We start from the raw sequence: 21,300 nt of genomic DNA on the forward strand, positions 1-21,300 counted from the left end.
GCTCCGACACCCAACGTGCCGAGCACAAAGTTACGTCGATTGACCGCCATCAGCTCACCCCCAGAATCGACGACAAATGCGCATTGAGAAACCGCCCACGCGGATCAAGCGCCTCGCGCACCTGGGCAAACTCACGCCAGCGCGGGTACAGCGGTTGCAGGTTTTTCGCATTGAGCGTGTGCAACTTGCCCCAGTGCGGGCGGCCGTTGTATTTCCAGAAGATGGGCTCGACTGCCGCGAACAGATTGTGATGGTCCATCTGGTAATGCTGGTGCACCGAGATCGAACAGCTGTCGCGGCCCTCGAACATGCTCAGCGGGATGTCGTCGGCCTTGACGTAGCGATACTCGATGGGAAACCAGGTGCGCAGGTCCTTGTCATGTATCAGCTTGAGAATCTCGCGCAGGCAGGCCGGGCCATGCTCGGCAGGCACCGAGTACTCCATCTCGTTGAAGCGCACGGTGCGTACGTTGGCGTAGATGTCGAACGAGTCGCCGACCCGGTCATCGAAACTCGCAAGATGCCGCAGGCTGTTGAGCATGGTACGACGCAGCTCGGGGAAATCGCTGGCGTACTTGTCAATCTTTTCAATCAGGGTCACGAACTCGTTGCCGCCCTCCTCTTCGGGACTGATCGGCGGTGAGGCCGGGTCGTCCGTTTCATTGAGGGCGATGGACAAGGCGTAGTCGGAATGGGTAACCACGAGCATTTCCCAGTGCTGATTTTCGCGGGTGTTGGTGTCGAGGTCTTCCAGCAGCTCTTCGGTTTTGGCGATCCACTGGCGTTCACGCAGGCGATAGGCCGGGCGGTTTTGCAGGCGAATTTTTGTCGCCACGCCGAGTGCACCTAGGGATACGCGGGCGGCATTGAACACCTCAGGATGGCGCTGGCTGTCACAGTCCAGCACCTCGCCGCTGGCCGTCACCAACTGCATGCCGCAGACGTGGGCCGAGTAGGACTGGAAGTTTTTGCCGGTGCCGTGAGTCGAGGTGGCAATCGCGCCGGCGAGGGTCTGATAGTCGATATCGGCCATGTTTTGCAGCGCTTGGCCAACGTCCTTCAGGGGCATGCCCATGCGCGACATCGGTGTGCCGGCGGCGAATTCGGCTTGCAGGGTTTTCGGGTCGTGATCGAGCAGCCCGGTGAAGTAGCTCAACGACAATAGCGTGCCGTCGGTGGGAACCAGGGCGCTGAACGAATGCGCCGAGCCGACCGGACGAATCGTGCCTTGAGCCTGACGAATCACTTTCGTCAGCTCATCCAGATTTTTCGGTGCCAGACGCGCCGCCGGCAGGCAGCTCTGCGCGCCCGACCAGTTGCGCCAAGGGATCAGCCGTGGCGCGCGCATCAATTGGCCCAATGCCGGGTTGCTCGCCAACGCGCTGAGCGCGCCAACAATGCTCGCCCGTTGCAACAACTGACGCCGTGTCAGATCCATCGTCATGCGCGCACCTTATTGTGGAAGAGGCTGGTCGGCCATGAAGCCGATCAATTGCAGGAACTGCTCTTGCGAGCACTCAACGCATTGGCCCATCGGCGGCATGCCGTTGTAGCCGTTGATGGCATGGTCGAGCAGCGTGTCGGCGCCCTGCTGGATGCGCGGTTCCCAGGCTTTGCGGTCGCCGGTGAGCGGCGCATTGGCAGCCGGGTTGGCGTGGCAGAGCTGGCAACTGTTGGCGTAGATCTGTGCCAGCGCCGGGTCGGACGGGGTAGCGCTGCTGGCGATGCTGGAAGTGACCGCCGGTTTGGCATCGTCGCCGCACCCGGGCAGTGTCATGGCCAACACCAGCAGTAAAGTGAATCGGATTGCCCGCATAACGATCCTCTTGTGTGGCATCACTTGTTGTTGTGATCACACCTTAAGACAGCGACGCCAGAGGGTTGAGGGCATTGCGGGACAGCGAGGGGGACTTACGGGGCCAGTTGGGCACACCTCAGTATTGGGCACACCATAAAACCCTGTGGGAGCTGGCTTGCCAGCGATAGCGGTGTGTCAGTCAATGAAGATAATGAAAGTACCGACCACATCGCTGGCAAGCCAGCTCCCACATAGTTCGCGGTGTTGCCAGCCCCTCTGTTCTGCGCCTTTGCGTGACATTCGAGTGACATTTACGGGTTTAAATTTCGCCGCATTCAGGCGTATAACCTGTACAGACTTTTTGATCTGCACGCGGACATCAACACGGGGTAGCGACATGACCACAGCAAACATCCTTGGCAACCTGTTCCCTTCTGTCAGCGACATCCCGGAAAAATACCGCCTCGACGGTCAGGTCGAGCAGCGCGAATATCTGGTCGACGGTGAATTGCGCCGCTGGGACGGCCCGCTCGCCACGGTTCGCAGCCCGGTTTATTTGCACGGCGACAATGGCGATGAACAAGTGATTCTCGGCAGCACACCCCTGCTCGACGCCGACACTGCCCTCACCGCGCTGGACGCCGCCGTCCGCGCCTACGACCGTGGCCAGGGCCTGTGGCCGACCATGCGTGTGGCCGAACGCATCCAGCACGTTGAAGCGTTCCTGGGGCGCATGCGCCAGCAGCGTGACGCAGTGGTCAAGCTGCTGATGTGGGAAATCGGCAAGAACCTCAAGGACTCGGAAAAAGAGTTCGACCGCACCTGCGACTACATCGTTGACACCATCAATGCGCTGAAAGAACTCGATCGCCGCTCCAGCCGTTTCGAACTGGAGCAGGACACGCTGGGGCAAATTCGCCGCGTGCCGCTCGGCGTGGCGCTGTGCATGGGCCCCTACAACTATCCGCTGAACGAGACCTTCACCACGCTGATTCCGGCGCTGATCATGGGCAACACCGTGGTGTTCAAACCGGCCAAGCTTGGCGTGCTGCTGATTCGCCCATTGCTCGAAGCGTTCCGCGACAGCTTCCCTACCGGTGTGATCAACGTCATCTACGGCAGCGGCCGCGAAACCGTCAGCGCACTGATGGCCAGCGGCAAGATCGACATCTTCGCCTTCATCGGCACCAACAAGGCCGCCAGCGACCTGAAGAAACTGCACCCAAAACCGCACCGCTTGCGCGCCGCACTGGGGCTGGATGCGAAGAACCCCGGCATCGTCCTGCCGGAAGTCGATCTGGACAACGCCGTCAGCGAGGCGGTCACCGGGTCACTGTCGTTCAACGGCCAGCGCTGCACCGCGCTGAAAATACTGTTTGTCCATGAGGATGTGGTCGACAGCTTCATCGAAAAATTCAACACAAAACTGGCCACGCTGAAACCGGGCATGCCGTGGGACAGCGGAGTGTCGCTGACACCGCTGCCGGAGTCGGGCAAGGTCGATTATTTGCATGGGCTGGTCGCGGATGCGCGCAGCAAGGGTGCCGAAGTGGTCAACCCCAATGGCGGCGAGTCGCGCGAGTCGTTTTTCTACCCGGCGGTGCTGTACCCGGTGAACCCGCAGATGCGTGTGTATCAGGAAGAACAGTTTGGCCCGGTGGTGCCGATCGTGCCGTACAGTCACCTCGATACGGTGATCGACTACGTGCTGGAATCGGACTTCGGCCAGCAGTTGAGCATCTTCGGCACCAACCCGGTGGCCGTCGGACGGCTGGTCGACACATTTGCCAATCAGGTCGGCCGGATCAACCTCAACGCCCAATGCCAACGTGGCCCGGACACTTATCCGTTCAACGGCCGCAAGAACTCCGCCGAAGGCACGCTGTCGGTACACGATGCACTGCGGGTGTTTTCGATCCGCACACTGGTGGCCACCAAATACCAGGACAGCAACAAGGATCTGATCAGCGAGATCATTCGCGGACGCGATTCGAGCTTCCTGACCACCGACTACATCTTCTGACGAGGGCCTTGCACTGAGTACGTTCAGCACCCACCGACTGCCACCGCTGTTGCGCCGAATCCTGCGTCCGCTGCTGGACCCGTACCGGCGCTACCGTCACGCCCGACTGATCCACGCGGTGCGGGTGGCACTGGGGTTGCTGGCAACCATCCTGCTGACCACCGGTATCAACCTGCCTCATGGCGAGTGGGCATCGGTGACCATGCTGGTGGTCATCGGCGGTTTGCAGCACCACGGCAACATCGGCAAAAAAGCCGCCGAACGCGCCACCGGCACCTTGATCGGCGCCGGCGTCGGTTTGTTGCTGGTGGCGCAGGAGGCGTGGCTCGGCATGCCGTGGCTGACCTACTTTGCCATGGCCGTGGTGTGCGGCTTCTTCTCGTATCACGCCATCGGCAAGGGTGGCTACACCGCCCTGCTCTCGGCGATCACGGTATTTATCGTCGCCGGGCACGGCGACAACCCGATCACGGATGGGCTGTGGCGCGGGGTCGATATCCTGATCGGCATTGCCCTGGCGCTGGCATTTTCCTTCGCCCTGCCGCTGTACGCGGTGTACTCGTGGCGCTACAACCTGGCCAATGCCTTGCGCGATTGCGCCACGGTATACGGACGCATCATCAGCGGCCAACCGGTCAGCGCCGACGAACATCTGAAACTGATGGGCCGCCTGGGTGCGGTGATGGTGCAACTGCGTTCGCTGATGCCGTCGGTATCCAAGGAAGTGAAGATTTCCATGACCGAACTCGATGCCATCCAGCGCAACTTGCGCATGTGCATCAGCACACTGGAGATCCTCGGTAACACGCGCCCCGACGCCAACGACCCCGAAGCCATGGCCCATCTGCAATCAGCGTTGAAGGCCGAGCACCGGCAGATTCGCGTGCAATTGATTGGTATGGCCCGCGCACTCAAGTCGGGAGCGACGCAGCGTCTGGATCGGCCAGCGGAGTTGCCGGACGCCAGCCTTGACGCACCGGTTTATAGTGCTTTGGATGGCTATCGATTGCTGACCCGGCAACTCGCCGCGAACATCGGCGAGTTGCGCCAGCGCCTGGCGAAAACCGCGCCGCGCTGGAACATCTGACGTTTTACTGCGCAGCCAGTCGCCGCGCCTTGAAACCCCAGCCCTGTTGCATCCCCGCAGCGGCCAGCAGAATCGCTGCTACGCCCACCCATTGCAGGACCTCCAGGCGATGACCGAAGGCTAACCAGTCGACGAAAATCGCTGCAATCGGGTAGATGAACGACAGTGCGCCCGTCAACGCTGTCGGCAACTTCTGAATCGCGCCATAGAGCAGCACGTACATCAGGCCAGTGTGAACGATGCCCAGCGTCACCAGGCTGGCCCATGCACTCGGCGCTTGCGGCAGTGCCGAAAAGTGCGCGAACGGCGCGAGCAGCAGCACGCCGGTGCAGACCTGAATCAGCGCAATCAAGTGCGGCGGCGTACCCGTCAGGCGCTTGATGATCAACGCGGCAATCGCATAGAGAAACGCCGCGCCCAGTGCCAGAGCGATGCCCAGCAGGTACTGACTACCTCCATCGCCTTGCTGGCCGTGGGCACTGACAATCGCCAGCATGCCCATAAAGGAAATTGCCAGCCAAAACAGCTTTTGCAGGGTAATTTTCTCGCCGAGGAACAGCGCCGCCAGTCCGACCAGCATGAACGGCTGCACGTTGTACACCGCTGTGCCGATGGCGATCGAGGCCCGGGAATAAGACGCAAACAACAGCACCCAGTTGCCGACAATCGCCACGCCGCTGAGCACCGCCAGCAAGAATTTAGTGCGTGTCAGTAAGCCGGGGCGCAAAAAACCGAAAATCGCGCAGATCAGCAACAAAGTGCCGGCCCCAAACACACAGCGCCAGAACACTACGTCCAGCACCGGTTGCCCGGAAACCAGCACGAACCAGCCGATCGTCCCGGATATCAGCATGGCCGCGGTCATTTCAAATGAGCCGCGACGGATCGGGTTGTCCATCATCAATCTCCTCAGCGTTTGGCGAATGCGTGGCAAAAGTATGCCAATCGGACGCAGGGCCATTCCAGCGCAAAAAGCAGGCTAAACTCGGTTTCTGCCTTTTTTATCGAGGGTGGTTTTTATCAATTGCCTAATGCTGGAGATTGACCATGACCGATGACATCGACCAGATCCTCATCAGTGCCTTGATGGAGGATTCGCGGCGCTCATTAAAGGCCTTGGCGCAGATCAGCGGCCTGTCGTCGCCCAGCGTCGCGGAACGCTTGCGCCGACTTGAAGAACGCGGCGTGCTCAAGGGCTACACCGTCGAAATCGACCCCAAGTGTTTTGGCTATCAATTGCAGGCCATCGTCCGTGTGCGACCGCTGCCGGGGCAACTGCAAGAAGTAGAGCGGCAGATTCTGGCGATTCCCGAATTCACCGAATGCGACAAGGTGACCGGCGAGGACTGTTTCATCGCCCGCCTGCACGTACGTTCGATGGAACAGCTGGACACCCTGCTTGATCGCCTTAACAACCTGGCCGAAACCAACACGGCGATCGTCAAGAAGACGCCAGTCAAACGCCGACTGCCACCCATGGGATGAATGCTTTTTACCTGCGTTCGGCGTAGATTGAGGTTTTTGCGGCTAAGGATTGGCGGTATGAAAATTCAGGCAGTGATGCTGGCGACGCTGATGCTCGCCGGTTGCGGGACCGTGCAGACGGTGGTGCGCAGCGATCAGAATACGGCGGACTACCTGAAAGACAAGAAATCCCACTGCGGCGCCGTTCCGCGGATCTACAGCGGCGTCACCTATGATTTCTGCCTGCTGCACGCAGAGCGGCCGGATGATGTCGATGCGTTCAATTACAACAACGCAACGCCCGGCGTGCTGGTAGATGCCGCATTGTCGGGGGTGCTGGACACACTGCTGTTGCCTTACACGATCTACAAACAACAGGCCGATGGCAGCATCGTGATCAATTGATCACCTTTTCTGCAGGCAACAAAAAACCCGCCTAGGCGGGTTTTTTGTTATTTCATGAACTGCGATCAGTCATCGCGGCTCATGATGCCGAAGATCTGCAACAAGCTGATGAACAGGTTGTAGATCGATACATACAGGCTGATGGTCGCCATGATGTAGTTACGCTCGCCGCCGTGAATGATGGCGCTGGTCTGGAACAGGATGCAGACCGACGAGAACAGCACGAAACCTGCGCTGATCGCCAGTTGCAGGCCGCTGACCTGGAAGAAGAAGCTCGCCAGCGTTGCACCCAGCAGGACGAAGAAACCGGCGGTGATGAAACCACCCAGGAAACTCATGTCCTTGCGGGTGATCAGCACGTAAGCCGACAAACCACCGAACACCAGTGCCGTCATCGCGAACGCGGAGCTGACCACTTCAGCGCCGCCCTGCATGCCCAGGTAACGATTGAGGATCGGGCCGAGCAGGAAACCCATGAAACCGGTCAACGCAAAGGCGGACACCAGGCCCCACGCGGAATCACGAAGTTTGTTGGTAAGGAAGAAAAGCCCGTAGAAGCCAATCAGCACCACGAAAATGTTCGGGTAGCCAACACGCATCTGCTGGGCAACGAACGCCATCACGCCGCTGAATGCGAGGGTGAGAGCGAGTAGACCATAAGTGTTGCGCAGGACGCGGCTAACCTCTAGCTGCTCAGCCTGCACGCTGTTATTAACTGCGTAATCCTGTTCGCGCATGGCGACACTCCTGTTGGTTTGAAACGTTCAGTCGCAAAGATCATAACAGACGCTCTGTAACAAGCCATGCAGAGAGTTTGACAGTGTGTTTCATTCAGGTATTATGGCGCCCGCAACGCAACGGAGGTGTGGCCGAGTGGTTTAAGGCAACGGTCTTGAAAACCGTCGACTGTAACAGGTCCATGAGTTCGAATCCCATCGCCTCCGCCATATTTGTACCGACAAAGCCCTGATTATTCAGGGCTTTGTCGTTTCTGGCATTTGGGAAATTTGCTCCTCTCTCTATGGATCGTTTCCGCATCTTTTTGAAACCCTGCCCTTCTGATATCACTGGTTCGACCTCGACACATCTGAAGATGTGGCTGTCTTCAACGGACAGCTTTCGGCCATTCTCTGCCGTTCTTCACTACAGGATGTCTTGGCCAAGTCGAATGCTTGATCAGCGCGGATACATTGACAGGCCTTGTCGAACAGATTGCCTGCCAGGTACACCGAAAAGGTTGCGTACAACGTCCAGTCGAACCACCCGAGCGCATTGCCTATACCTGCGGCGTGAAAAAATTTCCGGCGTCCTTGGTGAGACGTCGTATCGTTCTTATTTTATGTCCGGGTTACAGGCAGAATCGGGGCGCCCGGGGAGTCGGATCAAAGATGCAGCGCCGGCCTGGCCTGGGCACCGCCATGGGAAGGAACCCGGACACGCAACGCAATCAGCAACGCGGCCAGCAGCATCAACACGGCCGCCGCTACAAATACACCTGCGCTACCACCGAAACTGAACATCGCACCGCCAGCGGCTGCGCCTGTTGCGATGGCCGACTGCACGGACGCCACTACCATGCCCCCGGCGCTTTCCGCCTGATCAGGTACGGCGCTGGCGACCCAGTTCGACCATGCCACTGGCACACCACCAAAGGCCAAGCCCCAGACCGCCAGCAGAATGGCCTGACCCGGCACCGAGGCCGGCAAAAGAACCAACGCCAGTGCCGCAACGCCCACCAGCACCGGCATCAACACCAGGGTGGCCAACGGGTGACGGGGAAGCAGCCATCCAGCCACCAGCGTGCCGACAAAGTTCGCCACACCGAACCCCAGAAGCATCAGCGACAGCCCTTGCGGGCCAATGCTTGTCGTACCTTCGAGGAATGGCCGAATATAAGTGAACATCGCAAAGTGGCCGCTGTGCACCAACACGCAACCGAACATCCCCATGGCGATGCCCGGGCGCAGCAACACCTCAAACACCGTGCGCAGGCGTGCAGGCCGGCGCGGCGCAAGCCGCGGCAGAGTAAACGACTGGAAAGCCAGGGTCACGCCCCCCACCGCCGCTGCTGCAAAGAACGCGCTGCGCCAGCCATATAGCCCGCCTAGAAAACTGCCCAACGGGACCGCAACCACCGTCCCGATAGCAATGCCGCTGAAAATGATCGAGAGCGCTCGCGGCAACAAAGCAGCCGGTACTAATCGCATCGCCACTGCCGCCGCCATGCTCCAGAACCCGCCAAGGGCGATACCCAGCAAGATACGCATCAACAGCAGCACCGCGAAACTGGAGGAAATAGCGACCAACAGATTGGATGCGATCATCAGCGTGGAAAACCCCAGCAGCACCCAACGGCGATCGATACTGCGAGTCAGGCCTGGCACCAACAGGCCGGCGAACAGCGCCACCACTGCAGTTACCGTTACGGCCTGGCCAGCTAGCGCTTCGGACACACCCAAATCGGTAGCCATCGGTGTTAACAGGCTTGCCGGAAGGTACTCAGCGGTCAGCAAGCCGAACACGCCCATTGCCAACGAGAATACGGCCATCCACGCGGGGGTTGCAGGTTCTACGTCCTGCCCGGCGCCGGGACGGCTGTCGGGTACGGCATTACACACAAGGTCAGTCATTGCACGGATCTCCCAATCTTCATTGCGACCCGCAGTCTAGGCGCGAGAATCCGGATGATCTATGATCATAAACCTCGATTTTTTGACTGAAACACCTAACGATGCCTACAGATCAGTTTGCTCTCTCCTCGGAACTCATCAACGAGTTGTTGCGCGGCATGCGCCTGCGTGGCGTTGAGCACCGGCGTATCCGAGCCGGTCCAGTCTTCGGCCTGGGCTTCGCGGCCAAACCTGGGCATGCCTGGTTCCACTTCCTGGCGGTCGGCAATGCGATGCTACGGATGGAGGACGGAACAACCTATGCGCTGTCTGCCGGCAACGCCGCTTTTATCTCCCATGGTGCGGCCCATCAACTGCTTTCCCATACGGACGTGCCTGTTCAGGACATCGACCGTTTAGACGGCGCACCCCTCGGTGAAACCGTCAGCGCGGTAGATGCCGGAACCGATGCCAACCCCACGCCGACCACCATTTTGTTCAGTAGCTGCATGGAGTTTGAGTTGGGCAGTATCCATGGCCTGGGCAGCCTGATGCCCGGCCTGATGCTGATTGATGCCGGCGGCCAGCGTTATCCCGGACTGGTGCCGATTTTGACCACCATGGAGCGCGAGGTCAGCGCCGCACGTATCGGCTTCGCCGGCATCCTCGCGCGACTGGCCGACGTGGTGGCCGCCATGGTCGTTCGCGGTTGGGTGGAGTGCGCCTGCGGTAATGCCTCTGGCCTGGTCGCCGCATTGCGCGATCCACGCTTGGCAAATGCGCTTCTTGCGCTCCACCAACAACCGGGACGCAACTGGACCGTTGCGCAGCTGGCGGAGCAATGCAATACCTCGCGTTCAGTCTTCGCGGACCGTTTCCAAGTGACTATTGGCATGACACCACTACGCTACGTCACTGAGTTGCGAATGCGGCTTGCAAGCCAGTGGCTGACGCTAGAAAGGCTGCCAATTGAAGAGGTGGCGCTGCGCCTGGGCTATACATCTCAGGCCGCTTTCAGTCGCGCATTCAAGCGCATTACGGGCAAGACGCCTGGATTAAGTCGACAGTCGAGGTAGTCCGCAGTTTCCTGACGCCGAGCAGGAGTCGTGGAGGGAGCCATAGGGCGGCTTTGCACTGTCTATGCGTCAGGCAGCTTTAGGCCATAAGCCACCATTCAATTCGATTCGATTCGATTCGATTCGATAATACTCAGCCGACCATGCATCATGATGCTCGCCACCTTCTCCCATGGCTCGTGCCAAAAGAGCACAGCCTGATTGCGCGAATCAGCTTTTTACACTGCTCACCCCCGGCGATTGAGCCGATTGAAATGGAAGTCATCTCATGTTCGAACGTAGCAAACTGGTTCCAGAGTTAATGGTCACTGACCTGGATAGCAGTCTGGCCTTTTGGGTTTCTTGCCTGGGACTTGAAGTGGCTTATCAACGCCCAGAAGACGGATTCGCTTACCTCGACTTGAACGGTGCGCAAGTAATGCTTGAGCAGGCTGACCCGGAGGCTGGCCAATGGCTAACAGCCCCCCTGACCAAGCCGTTTGGAAGAGGAATCAACCTCCAGATTGACGTTGCGGCTGTCGGCCCGATCATCCAAAAACTTGGTCAGGCTGGATTTCCACTCTATCGAGAATGCAAAGACACCTGGTATCGGGCTAACAATGTAGAAGTCGGTCAGCGCGAATTCATCGTCCAGGATCCCGATGGCTATCTCGTAAGGTTGGTAGAGCGTTTGGGAGAGCGCCCGGTTTGTTCAATCTGAACTCAGGATTCTGCCATTCAGGAAACTGGCTCCTGGCTCTATGAATCGTTTCCGCATCTTTTCGGCCATTTGCACAACCCTGCCCTTCCGACGCTGCTGCCGCGCCCCTTAAATTTAGTCGTCTCGACCCGAAGCTCAGGGGATTTGGCTGTCTTCTATCGGCGGCTTTCGCCTAAAAGTGCACGGACGGCCTGACCATCATCAAGCTGCACGGCGCGCGATTTATCAGGCACTGCGCCGTGCCGCCGATAAAATCCTCGAGGCCGTGATGGTAGGACGTGCCCAGCACCATCAGGTCGAACGCATTCTGTCGGGCAAACTGTTCGATCACCCGGTAAGGGATTCCGGTCAGCAAGTGCCTGTGTTTTTCATCGACACCATAGCGCTCGGCCAGGGTATCGAACGCCTCTTGCTGAGTATCGGTGATCGCATCGCGCAAGCTGTGATCCATACTCAGGTTCGGCACACTCATCGCGGCATCACCCACTACGGACCAGTTGCTCACGTTCAACAGATGCAACGACGCTCCGCACTCTGATGCCAATGTCGATGCCAGGCCAAGTATCCGGTCGTTGAGCCCTTGGGTCAGGTCCTCGAGGTGGGAAAGGTCTATGGCCGCCAAAATCTTCAAAGGCTTCGGGTTCGCTGCATCGGTGACCAGGTGCAAACAGGCTGGGCAATCGCGCAGCAACATCCAGTCCAGTGGCTGATGAAATGCCCGATCAAGGGCTGGAACATGGTGGGCGTCCTTGATTACCAGATCGGCGTGGAAGTCATTGACGTACTCAAGCACACGCGCCGGTGTGGACCTGGCCCAGACCACTTCGGTAGTGACTTGCTCGCCGCTGCCACGCTCGAATCGGGCTTGCTGTTCCAGCCAATGCCGATGCACCTGCAAATAACCTTCGCGCGCCTGCGCCATGGCGTTGTGGTCAAACAGACCGGCAAGCGCCAAGGCCTGCACATAATCGAACGCCACGATGTGCAACAACGCACCGCTGGCCCGGGCCAGAGCCTGGGCGCGGTCAAACGCCGGAGTGCGAGTCATTTCGGCGGGTGCGATCAACAGAATGCGTTTGAGCTTGAACATGACGTACTTCTCCTGACAATGCTTCGCCGGCCTGATTGCCAGCCCGACATCCGTGTCCGGTTTGATGTAATCGCCGACTACTTGCGCGCTGCCTTTTCGGCCATCCGCTTGACGCGCTCATTGGCCTCGACGGCTGCACGCTCCGGTGGCTGTAGCCAACAGAGGATACTCAGCACGATGATGGACGAGCGCATGTTCATGATTTCTCCTTGGTGAATCACTGCTCTGCTAAATCGCTGAACTGAGTATCTGACGATGCCTGCTCCGGGCTCTGATTTTTGTCAACAAACGACAGCATCGACGGGTAGCGGTGATCGCTGCTGTGTTGATTCTTTACGAGTGTTCGTTACGCCTGAGCAACTGGCTGCCGAAATTGAAAAACTCGGCAACGATTGATTTACATCAAGTATCAACATCAACCTTGAAGCTCAATAAAGGCGAAATTGCCAGCGCCTCGCTAATCCAGGCACTCCGCTCGTCTGCAATCACGGTGAAAGGCCAAATGAAAAGTACTCGCGCCGCTACGACGCCTATGCTTATCACGACCCTTGGAGGCTCCTTCCCCATGCTTGAAGCTCATTCTCCCCCGCCACTGCTCAAAGCTGCCTGTTCCAATTGCAGTGTGGTGGAGTTATGCCTGCCGATCGGCATGACGGGTTCGGAGGTCGATCGACTCGATACACTGATCGTGCAGCGATACAAGGTGAAGAAAGGCACTGCTCTATATCGGGCAGGTGACCCGCTGCGCTCGCTGTACGCTGTGCGCATAGGTTCGTTCAAGACCAGCGTGCTGTCCGTCGATGGCCGAGAACAAGTGACGGGGTTTCATATACCCGGCGAAATGCTCGGTCTGGACGCCATCAGTGCCGATCAACATGCTTGCACTGCGTATGCCCTGGAAGACAGCGAAGTCTGCCCGATTCACTTCGCGCAACTGGAAAAACTGGCGCAAAGCCTTCCTTCCCTGCAGCACAACCTCAACAAACTGCTGAGCCGGGAAATCGTGCGCGACCACAGCATGTTGATGCTGATGGGCAACATGAACTCCGATGAGCGCCTGGCGGCATTCCTGCTCAACCTCTCGCAACGCCTAAGCGTGCGTGGCTATTCCTCCAAAGAGTTTGTGCTGAAAATGCGCCGTGAAGAGATCGGCTCCTACCTTGGGCTGCGTCTGGAGACCATCTGTCGTGGCATTGCCCACTTGCGTGATCAGGGACTGGTGGAAATCGCCGGTCGCGACGTGAACATCCAGAACATGGAAGGCCTCAAGCACATGGTGTCCGGCTGCAATCGCCAGCCCCACTGAACCGATCAGCAATAGAGGTCGAGCAAGCACGCCTCGGCCCTGTCCAAAACCCCTGCCTGATGTCGATTTACATCAAACCGATGCCAATGAAAAACCGCGATGGCCTGTGTCTGACTTAGATCAGATGCAGCCGCGGGCAACGGTGTAGAAGGAAGCCAAGCGGACGTTTTTTTTCACCGCGCGCCAGCCTTTCAACTGGATGGAGGATGACCCATGCTCACCGTTAAAGACCACAACGATCAGGCCGTAGCCGCCTATGCGGCGGTCTCCGGCCAATATTGGATTGAGGCGCTCAAGGACGGCCGCCATGTGTTGATCCGCCCGCTCTCGGAAAAGGATCGTGAGCGCGAGTACAACTTCATCAAGCGCCTGTCACCCGAATCCAGGCACATGCGCTTTCTTGCCCAGATCAGCGAGCCCGGCACCGCCCTGCTCGACCAGTTGATGGACACCGACAACAAACAGCGTACGGCCTTCATTGCACTGGTTCACGAGCACGGCAAGTTGATCGAAATCGGCATCAGCCGTTATGCCGCCACCGGCGAACATCAATGCGAATGTGCCGTGACGGTCGCCGATGAATGGCGGCACTTGGGCCTGGGCACATTGCTGATGGAGCACTTGATCAAGGCTGCCCGCCACAACGGTTTTCGCCAGATGTATTCGGTCGACGCCGCGAGTAACGCGTTGATGCGTGATCTGGCAAAAAGTCTAGGGTTTGAGACTCAGAATGATCCCGACGATCCGCACCAGGTCATTCATCGACTTCACCTGTAAAAAATCGCCCCGTGATGTGTCGGCCAACGACTCATTACGGGGCGATCCAGCTTCAGGACTGCAAGGTGTGTTGCGGCTTGATCGCCAACACACTGCACGGAGCTCGATGCAGCAGCTGTTCGGCGGTGGAGCCTAACAACTTGCTCAAGCCGTGGTGCTGCACCGTTCCCATCACAATGACGTCAATCTGCTTCTTGTCGGCGAACTCGCAGATACTTGGGACCGGCGCGCCCTCGATGAAATGTCGGCATGGATCTGGTACGCCGTGACGCTCGGCCAGGGCCGCAAACGCCTCATGCTGAGCGCTACCCAGCGTTTCGTGAATACCGGTGGCCAACGGCAATGCGCCGAAACCCATGTCCGTGGTGTAAACCGTCGTCCAGTCATACACATGCACCAGCTCAAGTCTGGCATCACATTGCTCAGCCAATCGGGTGGCTGCATCAAGGATCTGGTCGTTGAACAGGCAATCCTGTTCTTCGCTGCGCAAGACATCGACGATGGCCAGTACATTGCGCGGGCGTGGATGAGTGTCGTCAGTTACCAGGTGAACCGGCACCGGACAATCACGTAACAGTTGCCAATCCAGCGGGGTATAAAAAATTCGCTTCAAAGCGGACTCGTGCTGGGCATCCTTGATGATCAAGATCACCGGTATCTCATTGACGAACTGCAGGATCTCGACAAAGGGATCCTGAACCCAGACCACCTCGGTGGTGACCTTGATGTGATGCCTTGCCAGCAATGACGCCTGCTCTGTGAGCCACTGACGATGAGTGCGCAAATAACCATCGCGGGCCAGGCGGATTTGCTCAGGGGCAAACAGGCCTGCCACCGCCAGCGCTTGCACATAGTCGAAGGCCACGATGTGCAGCGGCACTTGCATGGCCTGGGCAAGCGCCGCCGCGCGCTCGAACGCCGGTGTGCGCTCCATGACGGGAGGAGCGATCAACAGTAAATGCTGAGTTTGCGACATTGGATACCTCGGCACGCGGCCAGCCATAAGGAATAGACCTTCAGAGTGAACGCTGCGGCCGCAAGCACTTTGATCTTTGTCAGCAACTGCACGGATTTTGACGGCGCCGGGTTGTGAGTCCGCTTGCGATTAAATCAACACGTAGCCGACCCACATCGCAAGCGTCAGCAATAGCTGGCCCGGGATCACATAGGCGGCGAAGCGTCTGCCGCCGCTGATCCAGGCCACTACACATTTACTCACCGAGTTACTGCTGACGGCAATCAGCGCGGGCGCGGCTATGGCGTCATATGGCAGCTGCCCCGCCTTGGCAAGATTCGCCACTGAGGCCGTGGCGGAATGCGCATCGGCAAAGCCTGTCAGGGTCGCCGTGAGCATCATTCCCGCTTGGCCAAAGTTGTTGAGCATTACCGATGACAGCAGCGTGATGCCGGTCAGGGTCAGCGTCACGATTATTGCGAGTTTGAGATTGAACGCGCCGGAGGTCTTGATCGGCTCGCTGCGGGTACCCCGAGTCGGGTCGGGAAACATCAGGCAGGCGCCATAAGAGGCTGTCGCTACCAAACCGAAACCCAAAGGCGCCCACACGTCGCGCAGCAAGTCCGGATCAACCATGGCGAAGATCAGGCCGACCTGAACCACCGTGGCAAGATTGGACAGAATAGCGGCCGCGCTGAGGATCCTGATGTTGTCCGGCTCATGGACAACTCGCTGGCCCATGGTGGCGATCGTTACGGTACTCGAAGCGAACCCCGACGCGATTGCGCTGATCACATAACCATAGCGGGTGCCCAGCATACGCACGGCGATATGACCGGTCGCGCCGACCAGCATCAGCAACACCGTCAGCGTACAGATAGTGCGTGGATTGATCGCGGCGTAGGGTCCCATGTACCGATCCGGCACCAATGGCAACACGACCAGCGCCGCAATCAGCAAGATCAGGCCGTCGCGCATTTCAGCTTCGGTCAATTGGCTGTTGGCAAAATGATGCAGCGTCTGGCGATACGCCAATAAACCCGCGATGACCACGCCAAGGGCAATTGCCAGCGCCGGCGCAGTCGTACACAACGCGCCCAAAAGCAACACCGTGATTAACGCCACCTCGCTGGTTACCCCGGGATCGTCGCTGAGGCTGCGCCAATACGCGACGCTGATCAGCAGCGTCACACAGGCGGCGATGATCCCCAACAGCAGGCCACCGCCGACTTGCAGCGCGACATAGCCCAACAAAGCGGTAATGGCGAACGTGCGCAAGCCGGCGCAGTGTCGCGCATCGCCAGTGCCCTTGTGCCGTTCACGCTCAAGGCCGATGAGCATGCCGATCCCCAGCGCCGCCGCGGCACCGGAAAGATCGAAAACTTCGTTCATGATGGGTAACGCCCCGCAGGGTTTGCGAACTGCCCTGTACGCAGCTCAGAGCGATCATTCAACGCTCGCACCCATCCGGCGAGCCACAATCGGCCTCGTTGGCGTCTGAGCACAAGCGATTGGCCAGACATGAGGTGCATTGATGCGGGCCTGAAGCACATCGACAAAATCCTGCGCAGTCTTGACGCTCCTGAAGTTCACATCCCAGCCATCCAGGTGCACGACCCAGACATGGGGCGTCTGTCTTTCAGTGATCTCGATGTTCATGAAAACCTCGACTTCAGCGGCACATCCATATGCTTTCAAGGAGTGATTGCCACCTTCATAACGCCGTCGCGTTGATGCGCGAACAGTTCATAGGCGGCCTCGATATCGTCCAGTTTGAATCGGTGAGTCACCAGCGGCGAAAGATCTACCGCACCGCTCTGCACCACGCCCATCAAGCGACGCATGCGTTCCTTACCGCCCGGGCACAGGGTGGAGACGATGCTGTAATCGCCCAGGCCTGCGGCAAACGCGCCGAGCGGGATACGCAAATCGCTGGAATACACACCGAGGCTGGATAGGCGCCCACCGGGACGCAGCACTCGCAATGCCGACTCGAAAGTGCCCTGAGTGCCCAGCGCTTCGATGGACACATCGACGCCACGGCCATCGGTCAGCGCCATAATCTGCTCCACCACGTCACCGTCATTGAAGTTGACGATATCGGTTGCGCCCAACTGGCGGGCCACACTCATTCGTTCAGGCACTGCGTCCACACCGATGATGCGGGTGGCGCCTTTCAGGCGAGCCCCGGCCACGGCACACAGGCCGATAGGCCCCAAGGCGAAAACGGCGACCGTGTCACCAATAGCGATCTCGCCGCGTTCTGCGCCGGAAAACCCGGTAGACATGATATCCGGGCACATCAGCACCTGTTCGTCGCTCAGTCCATCGGGAATCGGGCACAGGTTGGCCAGCGCATCCGGTACCAGCACGTACTCGGCCTGGCAGCCGTCGAGGGTATTGCCGAACTTCCAGCCGCCGATCGCCTTGAAGCCATGCCGGGTCTCGGGGCCATCCTGCGAGCCGCAACCACACAGGCACGCATAACTTTGCCCGCTGGGGGTGATGGCGCCGGCAATCACCCGCTGCCCTTCGACAAATCCACGTACCTGCGAACCCAATCGTTCAATGACGCCAACCGGTTCGTGGCCGATGGTCAGCCCTATGGCCACTGGGTACTCGCCGCGCAGGATATGCACATCGGTGCCGCAAATGGTCGTGGTGGTGATGCGGATCAAGGCATCCAGTGGCCCTACTTCGGGGATCGGTTTGTCGTCGAGCACGATGCGGTTCTTTTCAACGAAGATCGCGGCTTTCATGGTGGCCATGGTGACTTCTCCCTGCGCCAGTGGCGCGTTTGAGTTCAGCACTCCACCGGAGCTTGCGCCGCGCCGTCAGACCGGAGATTGATAATGGTCAACAATCGGTGAATGAGCCCGAATGCCCGACCGTGCATCCGCTGGTGTGATTGATCAGCCAGGCATTTGACAAATATCAAGCGCCCCGCCGCCGTCCGCGCCAGGATCGGTACATGTCGCTGCCGTTGCTCCTGAACGTTTGAGTTCATGAGCGCATTACTGCTGTGATGACCCACGGGAGTTTTGTCATGTCTGATCAAGCACGCTTCATGCTCGTCGCCTCGCCGCTGATGAAGAACAGCCCTGCGTTCGACCGCGCCGCCGCACTGGCTAAAGCCTCGGATGCCGCACTGCACATCGTGGCGTTCGATTATCTGGAGGGTCTGGCGACCGCCGGGCTGGTCAACGAACAGGCCCTGGAACAGATGCGCCTGGGCTACGTCGAGCGCCATCACCAATGGCTCGAAGACCAGGCCCGGCCACTGCGCAAAATCGGTGTGCACGTTACCACTGAAGTGGTGTGGGTTGAACGGCCCCTGCAGGAAATCCTCATCCACCTGCGGGAACAGCCAATGGCTGCGCTGATCAAAGCACTGGAGCATGAATCGCTGCTATCACGCCTTATGTTCACGCCGCTGGACATCCACCTGCTGCGTGAATGCCCGGTACCGCTGCATTTTGTCAGTCACGTACAACACGCCCTGCCGCGGCGGATCGTTGCCGCCGTCGATCCCTTCCATCGCGATGGCCAGTACGAGGGACTCAACGACCGGATCCTGAGCGAAGCGGCAAAACTGGCGAGCACCTGCAACGCCGAACTCGACGTGATCTATGCCCATGACCTGTCGTCCCTCAGCGCCGCCGAGTTCGGCTTTGATAACGCGTCAGCGTTCTTTTCCTCCAGCGCCGCCAAGAGCCTGTTTGACGCCCAAGGCGAAGCCTTCCAGGCGCTGGCTGCGCGCAACAATATCCCCGCAGAAAACCAGCACATGATTATGGGAGATCCAGCCACGGTGCTTTCCAGCTACGCCGATGCATACGATGTCGATGTGATTGTAATGGGCCGTATTACCCATCGAGGGATAGGCCGACTGATCGGCAGTACGGTGGAGCATCTGTTGTACAAAATGCCTTGCAGCGTGTGGGTAGTGGCGCCGGAAATGCTCGCGATGGGCACATCAGGCACGCTACGGCTTTGAACTGGACTTTAAAACAAGCCAGTCGGGGTCTGAAAGTGGGTGGCGGCTGAGCAGCCCAGATGACTGCGTCCAGTTGGCGGGGGCATGCCCATTCAGCAATCCCGCTCACCGAACAGCGACTGGAGGTAAAGAGTTCGGCACTGACGATGGGCAGAGAACCAGGCGAAAAGACATGCTCTGTTTCGACGCTGAAAAACGTTGGAATTTTTTCTGCCAGTACAGCTCATTTGCTTATGAGCGTAAGGAGGAACTCATGAGCCAAACAGACATTTTCGTCATCGATTACAAACTTCACGGACAGTCAAAGTCATTCGTGATTCGCGCCAAGTCAATGCGTAATGTTGATGCTTGGCATTGGGCAAGTTGCGATGCGGGTATTGCCCCAATCCCCAAGCCAGGTAAACCTCCGCTGAAGGTCGTTTCGAAACCTCAAGCCGAGCGGTTCGGAGTCACTGAAGTGAAGTGGCGCGAAACAGCTACGTTGGTTTGGACACAGGCCTAGCCATGGCTGACTCATGAACTCGACACGATGACGGTGCGTCCACCGTCACCGTGTCGATGAAGTCTAAACCACCCAGCCAGGGCTGTTTCTCCAGCGTCGTGGAACGAGTTACATCTACCCTTTGCTGTGTTCAGGCGACGTTGGCCCCTTTTTGATTCCACGGGGCCAGCAAGGCCCCAAACCACTAACCCTATCACTGGAAAAACGATAAGCCCGATAGCCCAACCGGCTTTCACACCCACTGTTTTATCGCTGCAAAACACGTTCGTGGAAAAGCGGCAATCAATCCAAGTCAAATCCTGTAATTCGCACGTTGCCGCGAAACTGTCTGCCCGCAAAGCGGTAAAAAAACTCTTTCTGGTATTTGCGCCAGCTCCCCGGCATAGGTCGCTGCAGTACGCAAAAGGCCCGGATGCCACGCGCCTTGCCCGACACACTCAATTGCGGTACAAAACCACCCAGTTGTACGACAACATAAAAAACCCGCACGCCATCCCGAATGGCCGAGCACTGTTCGAGATCTGCCATGCCCCGCCCTACCCTTGCGCAAACAGCTCCGACACCCTTCCCCCGCCATCTGGCTGTGATCATTCTTCTGTGCATGGGCTGTGCCTTCGCCGGCAACCATGTGGCGGCACGAGTCGCTTTTGATGATGGCGCGGGGGTGTTGCTGGCGATCTTGCTGCGCTCGGGCGGGACTTTACTGGTGCTCGCCATCCTGGTGCTGTGGCAACGACAAAGTCTGCGTCTGCCGGCAGGTGCCTGGCGATGGCAATTACTGCTGGGTCTGCTGATTACCGCGCAAAGCCTGTGTCTGTACTCCGCCGTCGCTCGAATCCCGGTGGCGCTGGCGCTGCTGGTGGCCAACGTGTTTCCCATTCTGCTGGCGCTGCTCACCTGGGCGATGGGCGGCCCGAGACCGACCGCACGCACCGCAGCGCTGATGGGCTTGATTCTGGTGGGGCTGGTGTTTGTTCTGGACGTGCCCGGACGTCTTTCGTCGACGATCAGCGTCGGCCTGGAATGGTGGCTGGGCGTCGCGCTCGCATTCTGCGCCGCCAGCGTGTTCGCCTGCGCGCTGTGGATCACCGACCACAAGTTGTCTCAGGTACGCGGCTCGGCGCGCAGTCTGTTGACCATTTTTATCGTCTTCAGCAGCATTAATCTGGCAGGACTGACGGGCGCCTTCCCAAGCGGACTGAACCTGCCCGCGACCTCCACCGGATGGCTGGCCCTTGCCACGCTGGTGGTGCTGTATGGCACCGGTTTCATCGTCCTGTTCATTTCCGTGCCTCGGCTGGACATGCCGCGCAATGCGCCGGTCATGAACATCGAGCCTTTGGCGACGTTGTTGATGGGCTGGATTGTGCTGGACCAAATGCTCAGCACAGGGCAGGTTCTGGGCGGGGTGATTGTGGTCACCGGCATCGTATTGCTGACGTATCGCAAATCAACTATCAAGGCTGAAGCCAAAGCGGTCGTGTGAGAATTGCTCGACAGCGAAGCGATGT

At 58.7% G+C, this 21,300-nt stretch carries 23 protein-coding genes, 1 tRNA gene and 1 pseudogene; 12 read left to right on the forward strand and 13 right to left on the reverse strand.

Features of this window, described 5'->3' with window-relative positions; translation table 11 throughout:
- Positions 1 to 49 precede the first annotated feature (49 nt).
- Complete coding sequence (locus IEQ42_RS11725) at positions 50 to 1,378, reverse strand: D-arabinono-1,4-lactone oxidase (RefSeq protein WP_210703698.1); 1,329 nt, start codon at positions 1,376 to 1,378, stop codon at positions 50 to 52.
- Positions 1,379 to 1,453: 75 nt separating this feature from the next.
- Positions 1,454 to 1,816: a c-type cytochrome gene (locus tag IEQ42_RS11730; RefSeq protein WP_210703640.1), complete on the reverse strand. Its 363-nt coding sequence runs from the start codon at positions 1,814 to 1,816 to the stop codon at positions 1,454 to 1,456.
- A gap of 379 nt (positions 1,817 to 2,195) precedes the next feature.
- Between IEQ42_RS11730 and IEQ42_RS11735 the strand changes: the two genes are divergently transcribed.
- A complete protein-coding gene (locus tag IEQ42_RS11735) occupies positions 2,196 to 3,821 on the forward strand; it encodes an NADP-dependent glyceraldehyde-3-phosphate dehydrogenase (protein WP_210703641.1) in 1,626 nt (541 codons plus the stop codon).
- Between the two features lie 46 nt (positions 3,822 to 3,867).
- The gene (locus IEQ42_RS11740) at positions 3,868 to 4,908 is read left to right on the forward strand and encodes an FUSC family protein (RefSeq protein ID WP_210703699.1); all 1,041 of its coding nucleotides are present in this window, start codon (positions 3,868 to 3,870) and stop codon (positions 4,906 to 4,908) included.
- Positions 4,909 to 4,912: 4 nt separating this feature from the next.
- On the opposite strand, the gene IEQ42_RS11745 is transcribed toward IEQ42_RS11740, so the two are convergent.
- A complete protein-coding gene (locus tag IEQ42_RS11745) occupies positions 4,913 to 5,806 on the reverse strand; it encodes a DMT family transporter (RefSeq protein ID WP_210703642.1) in 894 nt (297 codons plus the stop codon).
- Between the two features lie 149 nt (positions 5,807 to 5,955).
- On the opposite strand from IEQ42_RS11745, the gene IEQ42_RS11750 reads away from it, so the two are divergent.
- On the forward strand, positions 5,956 to 6,393 hold the full coding sequence (locus IEQ42_RS11750; RefSeq protein WP_210703643.1) for an Lrp/AsnC family transcriptional regulator: 438 nt from the start codon (positions 5,956 to 5,958) through the stop codon (positions 6,391 to 6,393).
- Positions 6,394 to 6,450: 57 nt separating this feature from the next.
- Positions 6,451 to 6,777 carry a YceK/YidQ family lipoprotein gene (locus IEQ42_RS11755; protein ID WP_150603202.1) on the forward strand — a complete coding sequence of 109 codons (327 nt, stop codon included), beginning with the start codon at positions 6,451 to 6,453 and terminating at the stop codon, positions 6,775 to 6,777.
- A gap of 65 nt (positions 6,778 to 6,842) precedes the next feature.
- Here IEQ42_RS11755 and IEQ42_RS11760 read toward each other — a convergent pair whose 3' ends face one another.
- Complete coding sequence (locus tag IEQ42_RS11760; protein WP_007915443.1) at positions 6,843 to 7,514, reverse strand: Bax inhibitor-1/YccA family protein; 672 nt, start codon at positions 7,512 to 7,514, stop codon at positions 6,843 to 6,845.
- A 122-nt stretch (positions 7,515 to 7,636) separates the two neighbouring features.
- On the opposite strand from IEQ42_RS11760, the gene IEQ42_RS11765 reads away from it, so the two are divergent.
- Positions 7,637 to 7,724, forward strand: a tRNA-Ser gene (locus tag IEQ42_RS11765).
- Between the two features lie 435 nt (positions 7,725 to 8,159).
- Here the strand turns inward: IEQ42_RS11765 and IEQ42_RS11770 are convergent.
- Positions 8,160 to 9,407: an MFS transporter gene (locus IEQ42_RS11770; protein WP_210703644.1), complete on the reverse strand. Its 1,248-nt coding sequence runs from the start codon at positions 9,405 to 9,407 to the stop codon at positions 8,160 to 8,162.
- A gap of 101 nt (positions 9,408 to 9,508) precedes the next feature.
- Between IEQ42_RS11770 and IEQ42_RS11775 the strand changes: the two genes are divergently transcribed.
- Both IEQ42_RS11775 and IEQ42_RS11780 read left to right on the forward strand, forming a co-directional pair.
- Positions 9,509 to 10,462 (forward strand): AraC family transcriptional regulator, encoded by a 954-nt coding sequence (locus tag IEQ42_RS11775; protein ID WP_210703645.1) that lies wholly within the window; start codon positions 9,509 to 9,511, stop codon positions 10,460 to 10,462.
- A gap of 268 nt (positions 10,463 to 10,730) precedes the next feature.
- A complete protein-coding gene (locus tag IEQ42_RS11780) occupies positions 10,731 to 11,162 on the forward strand; it encodes a bleomycin resistance protein (RefSeq protein WP_210703646.1) in 432 nt (143 codons plus the stop codon).
- A 172-nt stretch (positions 11,163 to 11,334) separates the two neighbouring features.
- On the opposite strand, the gene IEQ42_RS11785 is transcribed toward IEQ42_RS11780, so the two are convergent.
- A complete protein-coding gene (locus IEQ42_RS11785) occupies positions 11,335 to 12,252 on the reverse strand; it encodes a universal stress protein (RefSeq protein WP_210703647.1) in 918 nt (305 codons plus the stop codon).
- Between the two features lie 77 nt (positions 12,253 to 12,329).
- A complete protein-coding gene (locus IEQ42_RS27470) occupies positions 12,330 to 12,452 on the reverse strand; it encodes a hypothetical protein (RefSeq protein ID WP_258558328.1) in 123 nt (40 codons plus the stop codon).
- A gap of 365 nt (positions 12,453 to 12,817) precedes the next feature.
- Between IEQ42_RS27470 and fnr the strand changes: the two genes are divergently transcribed.
- Both fnr and IEQ42_RS11795 read left to right on the forward strand, forming a co-directional pair.
- Entirely contained in the window at positions 12,818 to 13,558 is a 741-nt protein-coding gene (gene fnr / locus IEQ42_RS11790; RefSeq protein ID WP_210703648.1) for a fumarate/nitrate reduction transcriptional regulator Fnr, read from the forward strand.
- A 213-nt stretch (positions 13,559 to 13,771) separates the two neighbouring features.
- Positions 13,772 to 14,335, forward strand: coding sequence for a GNAT family N-acetyltransferase (locus IEQ42_RS11795; RefSeq protein ID WP_042558939.1), 564 nt, complete (start codon positions 13,772 to 13,774; stop codon positions 14,333 to 14,335).
- 52 nt (positions 14,336 to 14,387) lie between these two features.
- Here the strand turns inward: IEQ42_RS11795 and IEQ42_RS11800 are convergent, their stop codons facing one another.
- The 4 genes from IEQ42_RS11800 to IEQ42_RS11815 all read right to left on the reverse strand — a co-directional run bounded on the left by IEQ42_RS11800 (position 14,388) and on the right by IEQ42_RS11815 (position 18,058).
- A complete protein-coding gene (locus IEQ42_RS11800) occupies positions 14,388 to 15,311 on the reverse strand; it encodes a universal stress protein (RefSeq protein ID WP_210703649.1) in 924 nt (307 codons plus the stop codon).
- Between the two features lie 129 nt (positions 15,312 to 15,440).
- On the reverse strand, positions 15,441 to 16,682 hold the full coding sequence (locus tag IEQ42_RS11805) for an MgtC/SapB family protein (RefSeq protein WP_210703650.1): 1,242 nt from the start codon (positions 16,680 to 16,682) through the stop codon (positions 15,441 to 15,443).
- 54 nt (positions 16,683 to 16,736) lie between these two features.
- Complete coding sequence (locus IEQ42_RS11810) at positions 16,737 to 16,949, reverse strand: hypothetical protein (RefSeq protein ID WP_210703651.1); 213 nt, start codon at positions 16,947 to 16,949, stop codon at positions 16,737 to 16,739.
- A gap of 35 nt (positions 16,950 to 16,984) precedes the next feature.
- Positions 16,985 to 18,058, reverse strand: coding sequence for an NAD(P)-dependent alcohol dehydrogenase (locus IEQ42_RS11815; RefSeq protein WP_210703652.1), 1,074 nt, complete (start codon positions 18,056 to 18,058; stop codon positions 16,985 to 16,987).
- Between the two features lie 278 nt (positions 18,059 to 18,336).
- Between IEQ42_RS11815 and IEQ42_RS11820 the strand changes: the two genes are divergently transcribed.
- Both IEQ42_RS11820 and IEQ42_RS11825 read left to right on the forward strand, forming a co-directional pair.
- Positions 18,337 to 19,287: a universal stress protein gene (locus tag IEQ42_RS11820; RefSeq protein WP_210703653.1), complete on the forward strand. Its 951-nt coding sequence runs from the start codon at positions 18,337 to 18,339 to the stop codon at positions 19,285 to 19,287.
- A gap of 253 nt (positions 19,288 to 19,540) precedes the next feature.
- The gene (locus IEQ42_RS11825) at positions 19,541 to 19,789 is read left to right on the forward strand and encodes a DUF6555 family protein (protein ID WP_210703700.1); all 249 of its coding nucleotides are present in this window, start codon (positions 19,541 to 19,543) and stop codon (positions 19,787 to 19,789) included.
- Positions 19,790 to 19,903: 114 nt separating this feature from the next.
- Here IEQ42_RS11825 and IEQ42_RS11830 read toward each other — a convergent pair.
- Both IEQ42_RS11830 and IEQ42_RS11835 read right to left on the reverse strand, forming a co-directional pair.
- Positions 19,904 to 20,085, reverse strand: a pseudogene (locus IEQ42_RS11830) (PLDc N-terminal domain-containing protein).
- Positions 20,072 to 20,317: a hypothetical protein gene (locus tag IEQ42_RS11835; protein WP_210703702.1), complete on the reverse strand. Its 246-nt coding sequence runs from the start codon at positions 20,315 to 20,317 to the stop codon at positions 20,072 to 20,074. Before IEQ42_RS11835 ends, IEQ42_RS11830 begins: the two are co-directional and overlap by 14 nt.
- Between IEQ42_RS11835 and IEQ42_RS11840 the strand changes: the two genes are divergently transcribed.
- Entirely contained in the window at positions 20,316 to 21,275 is a 960-nt protein-coding gene (locus tag IEQ42_RS11840; protein WP_210703654.1) for an EamA family transporter, read from the forward strand. The genes IEQ42_RS11835 and IEQ42_RS11840 overlap by 2 nt on opposite strands.
- The last annotated feature ends 25 nt before the right edge of the window (positions 21,276 to 21,300 follow it).

It is taken from the genome of Pseudomonas iridis (assembly GCF_017980685.1).
GTDB lineage: Bacteria > Pseudomonadota > Gammaproteobacteria > Pseudomonadales > Pseudomonadaceae > Aquipseudomonas > Aquipseudomonas iridis.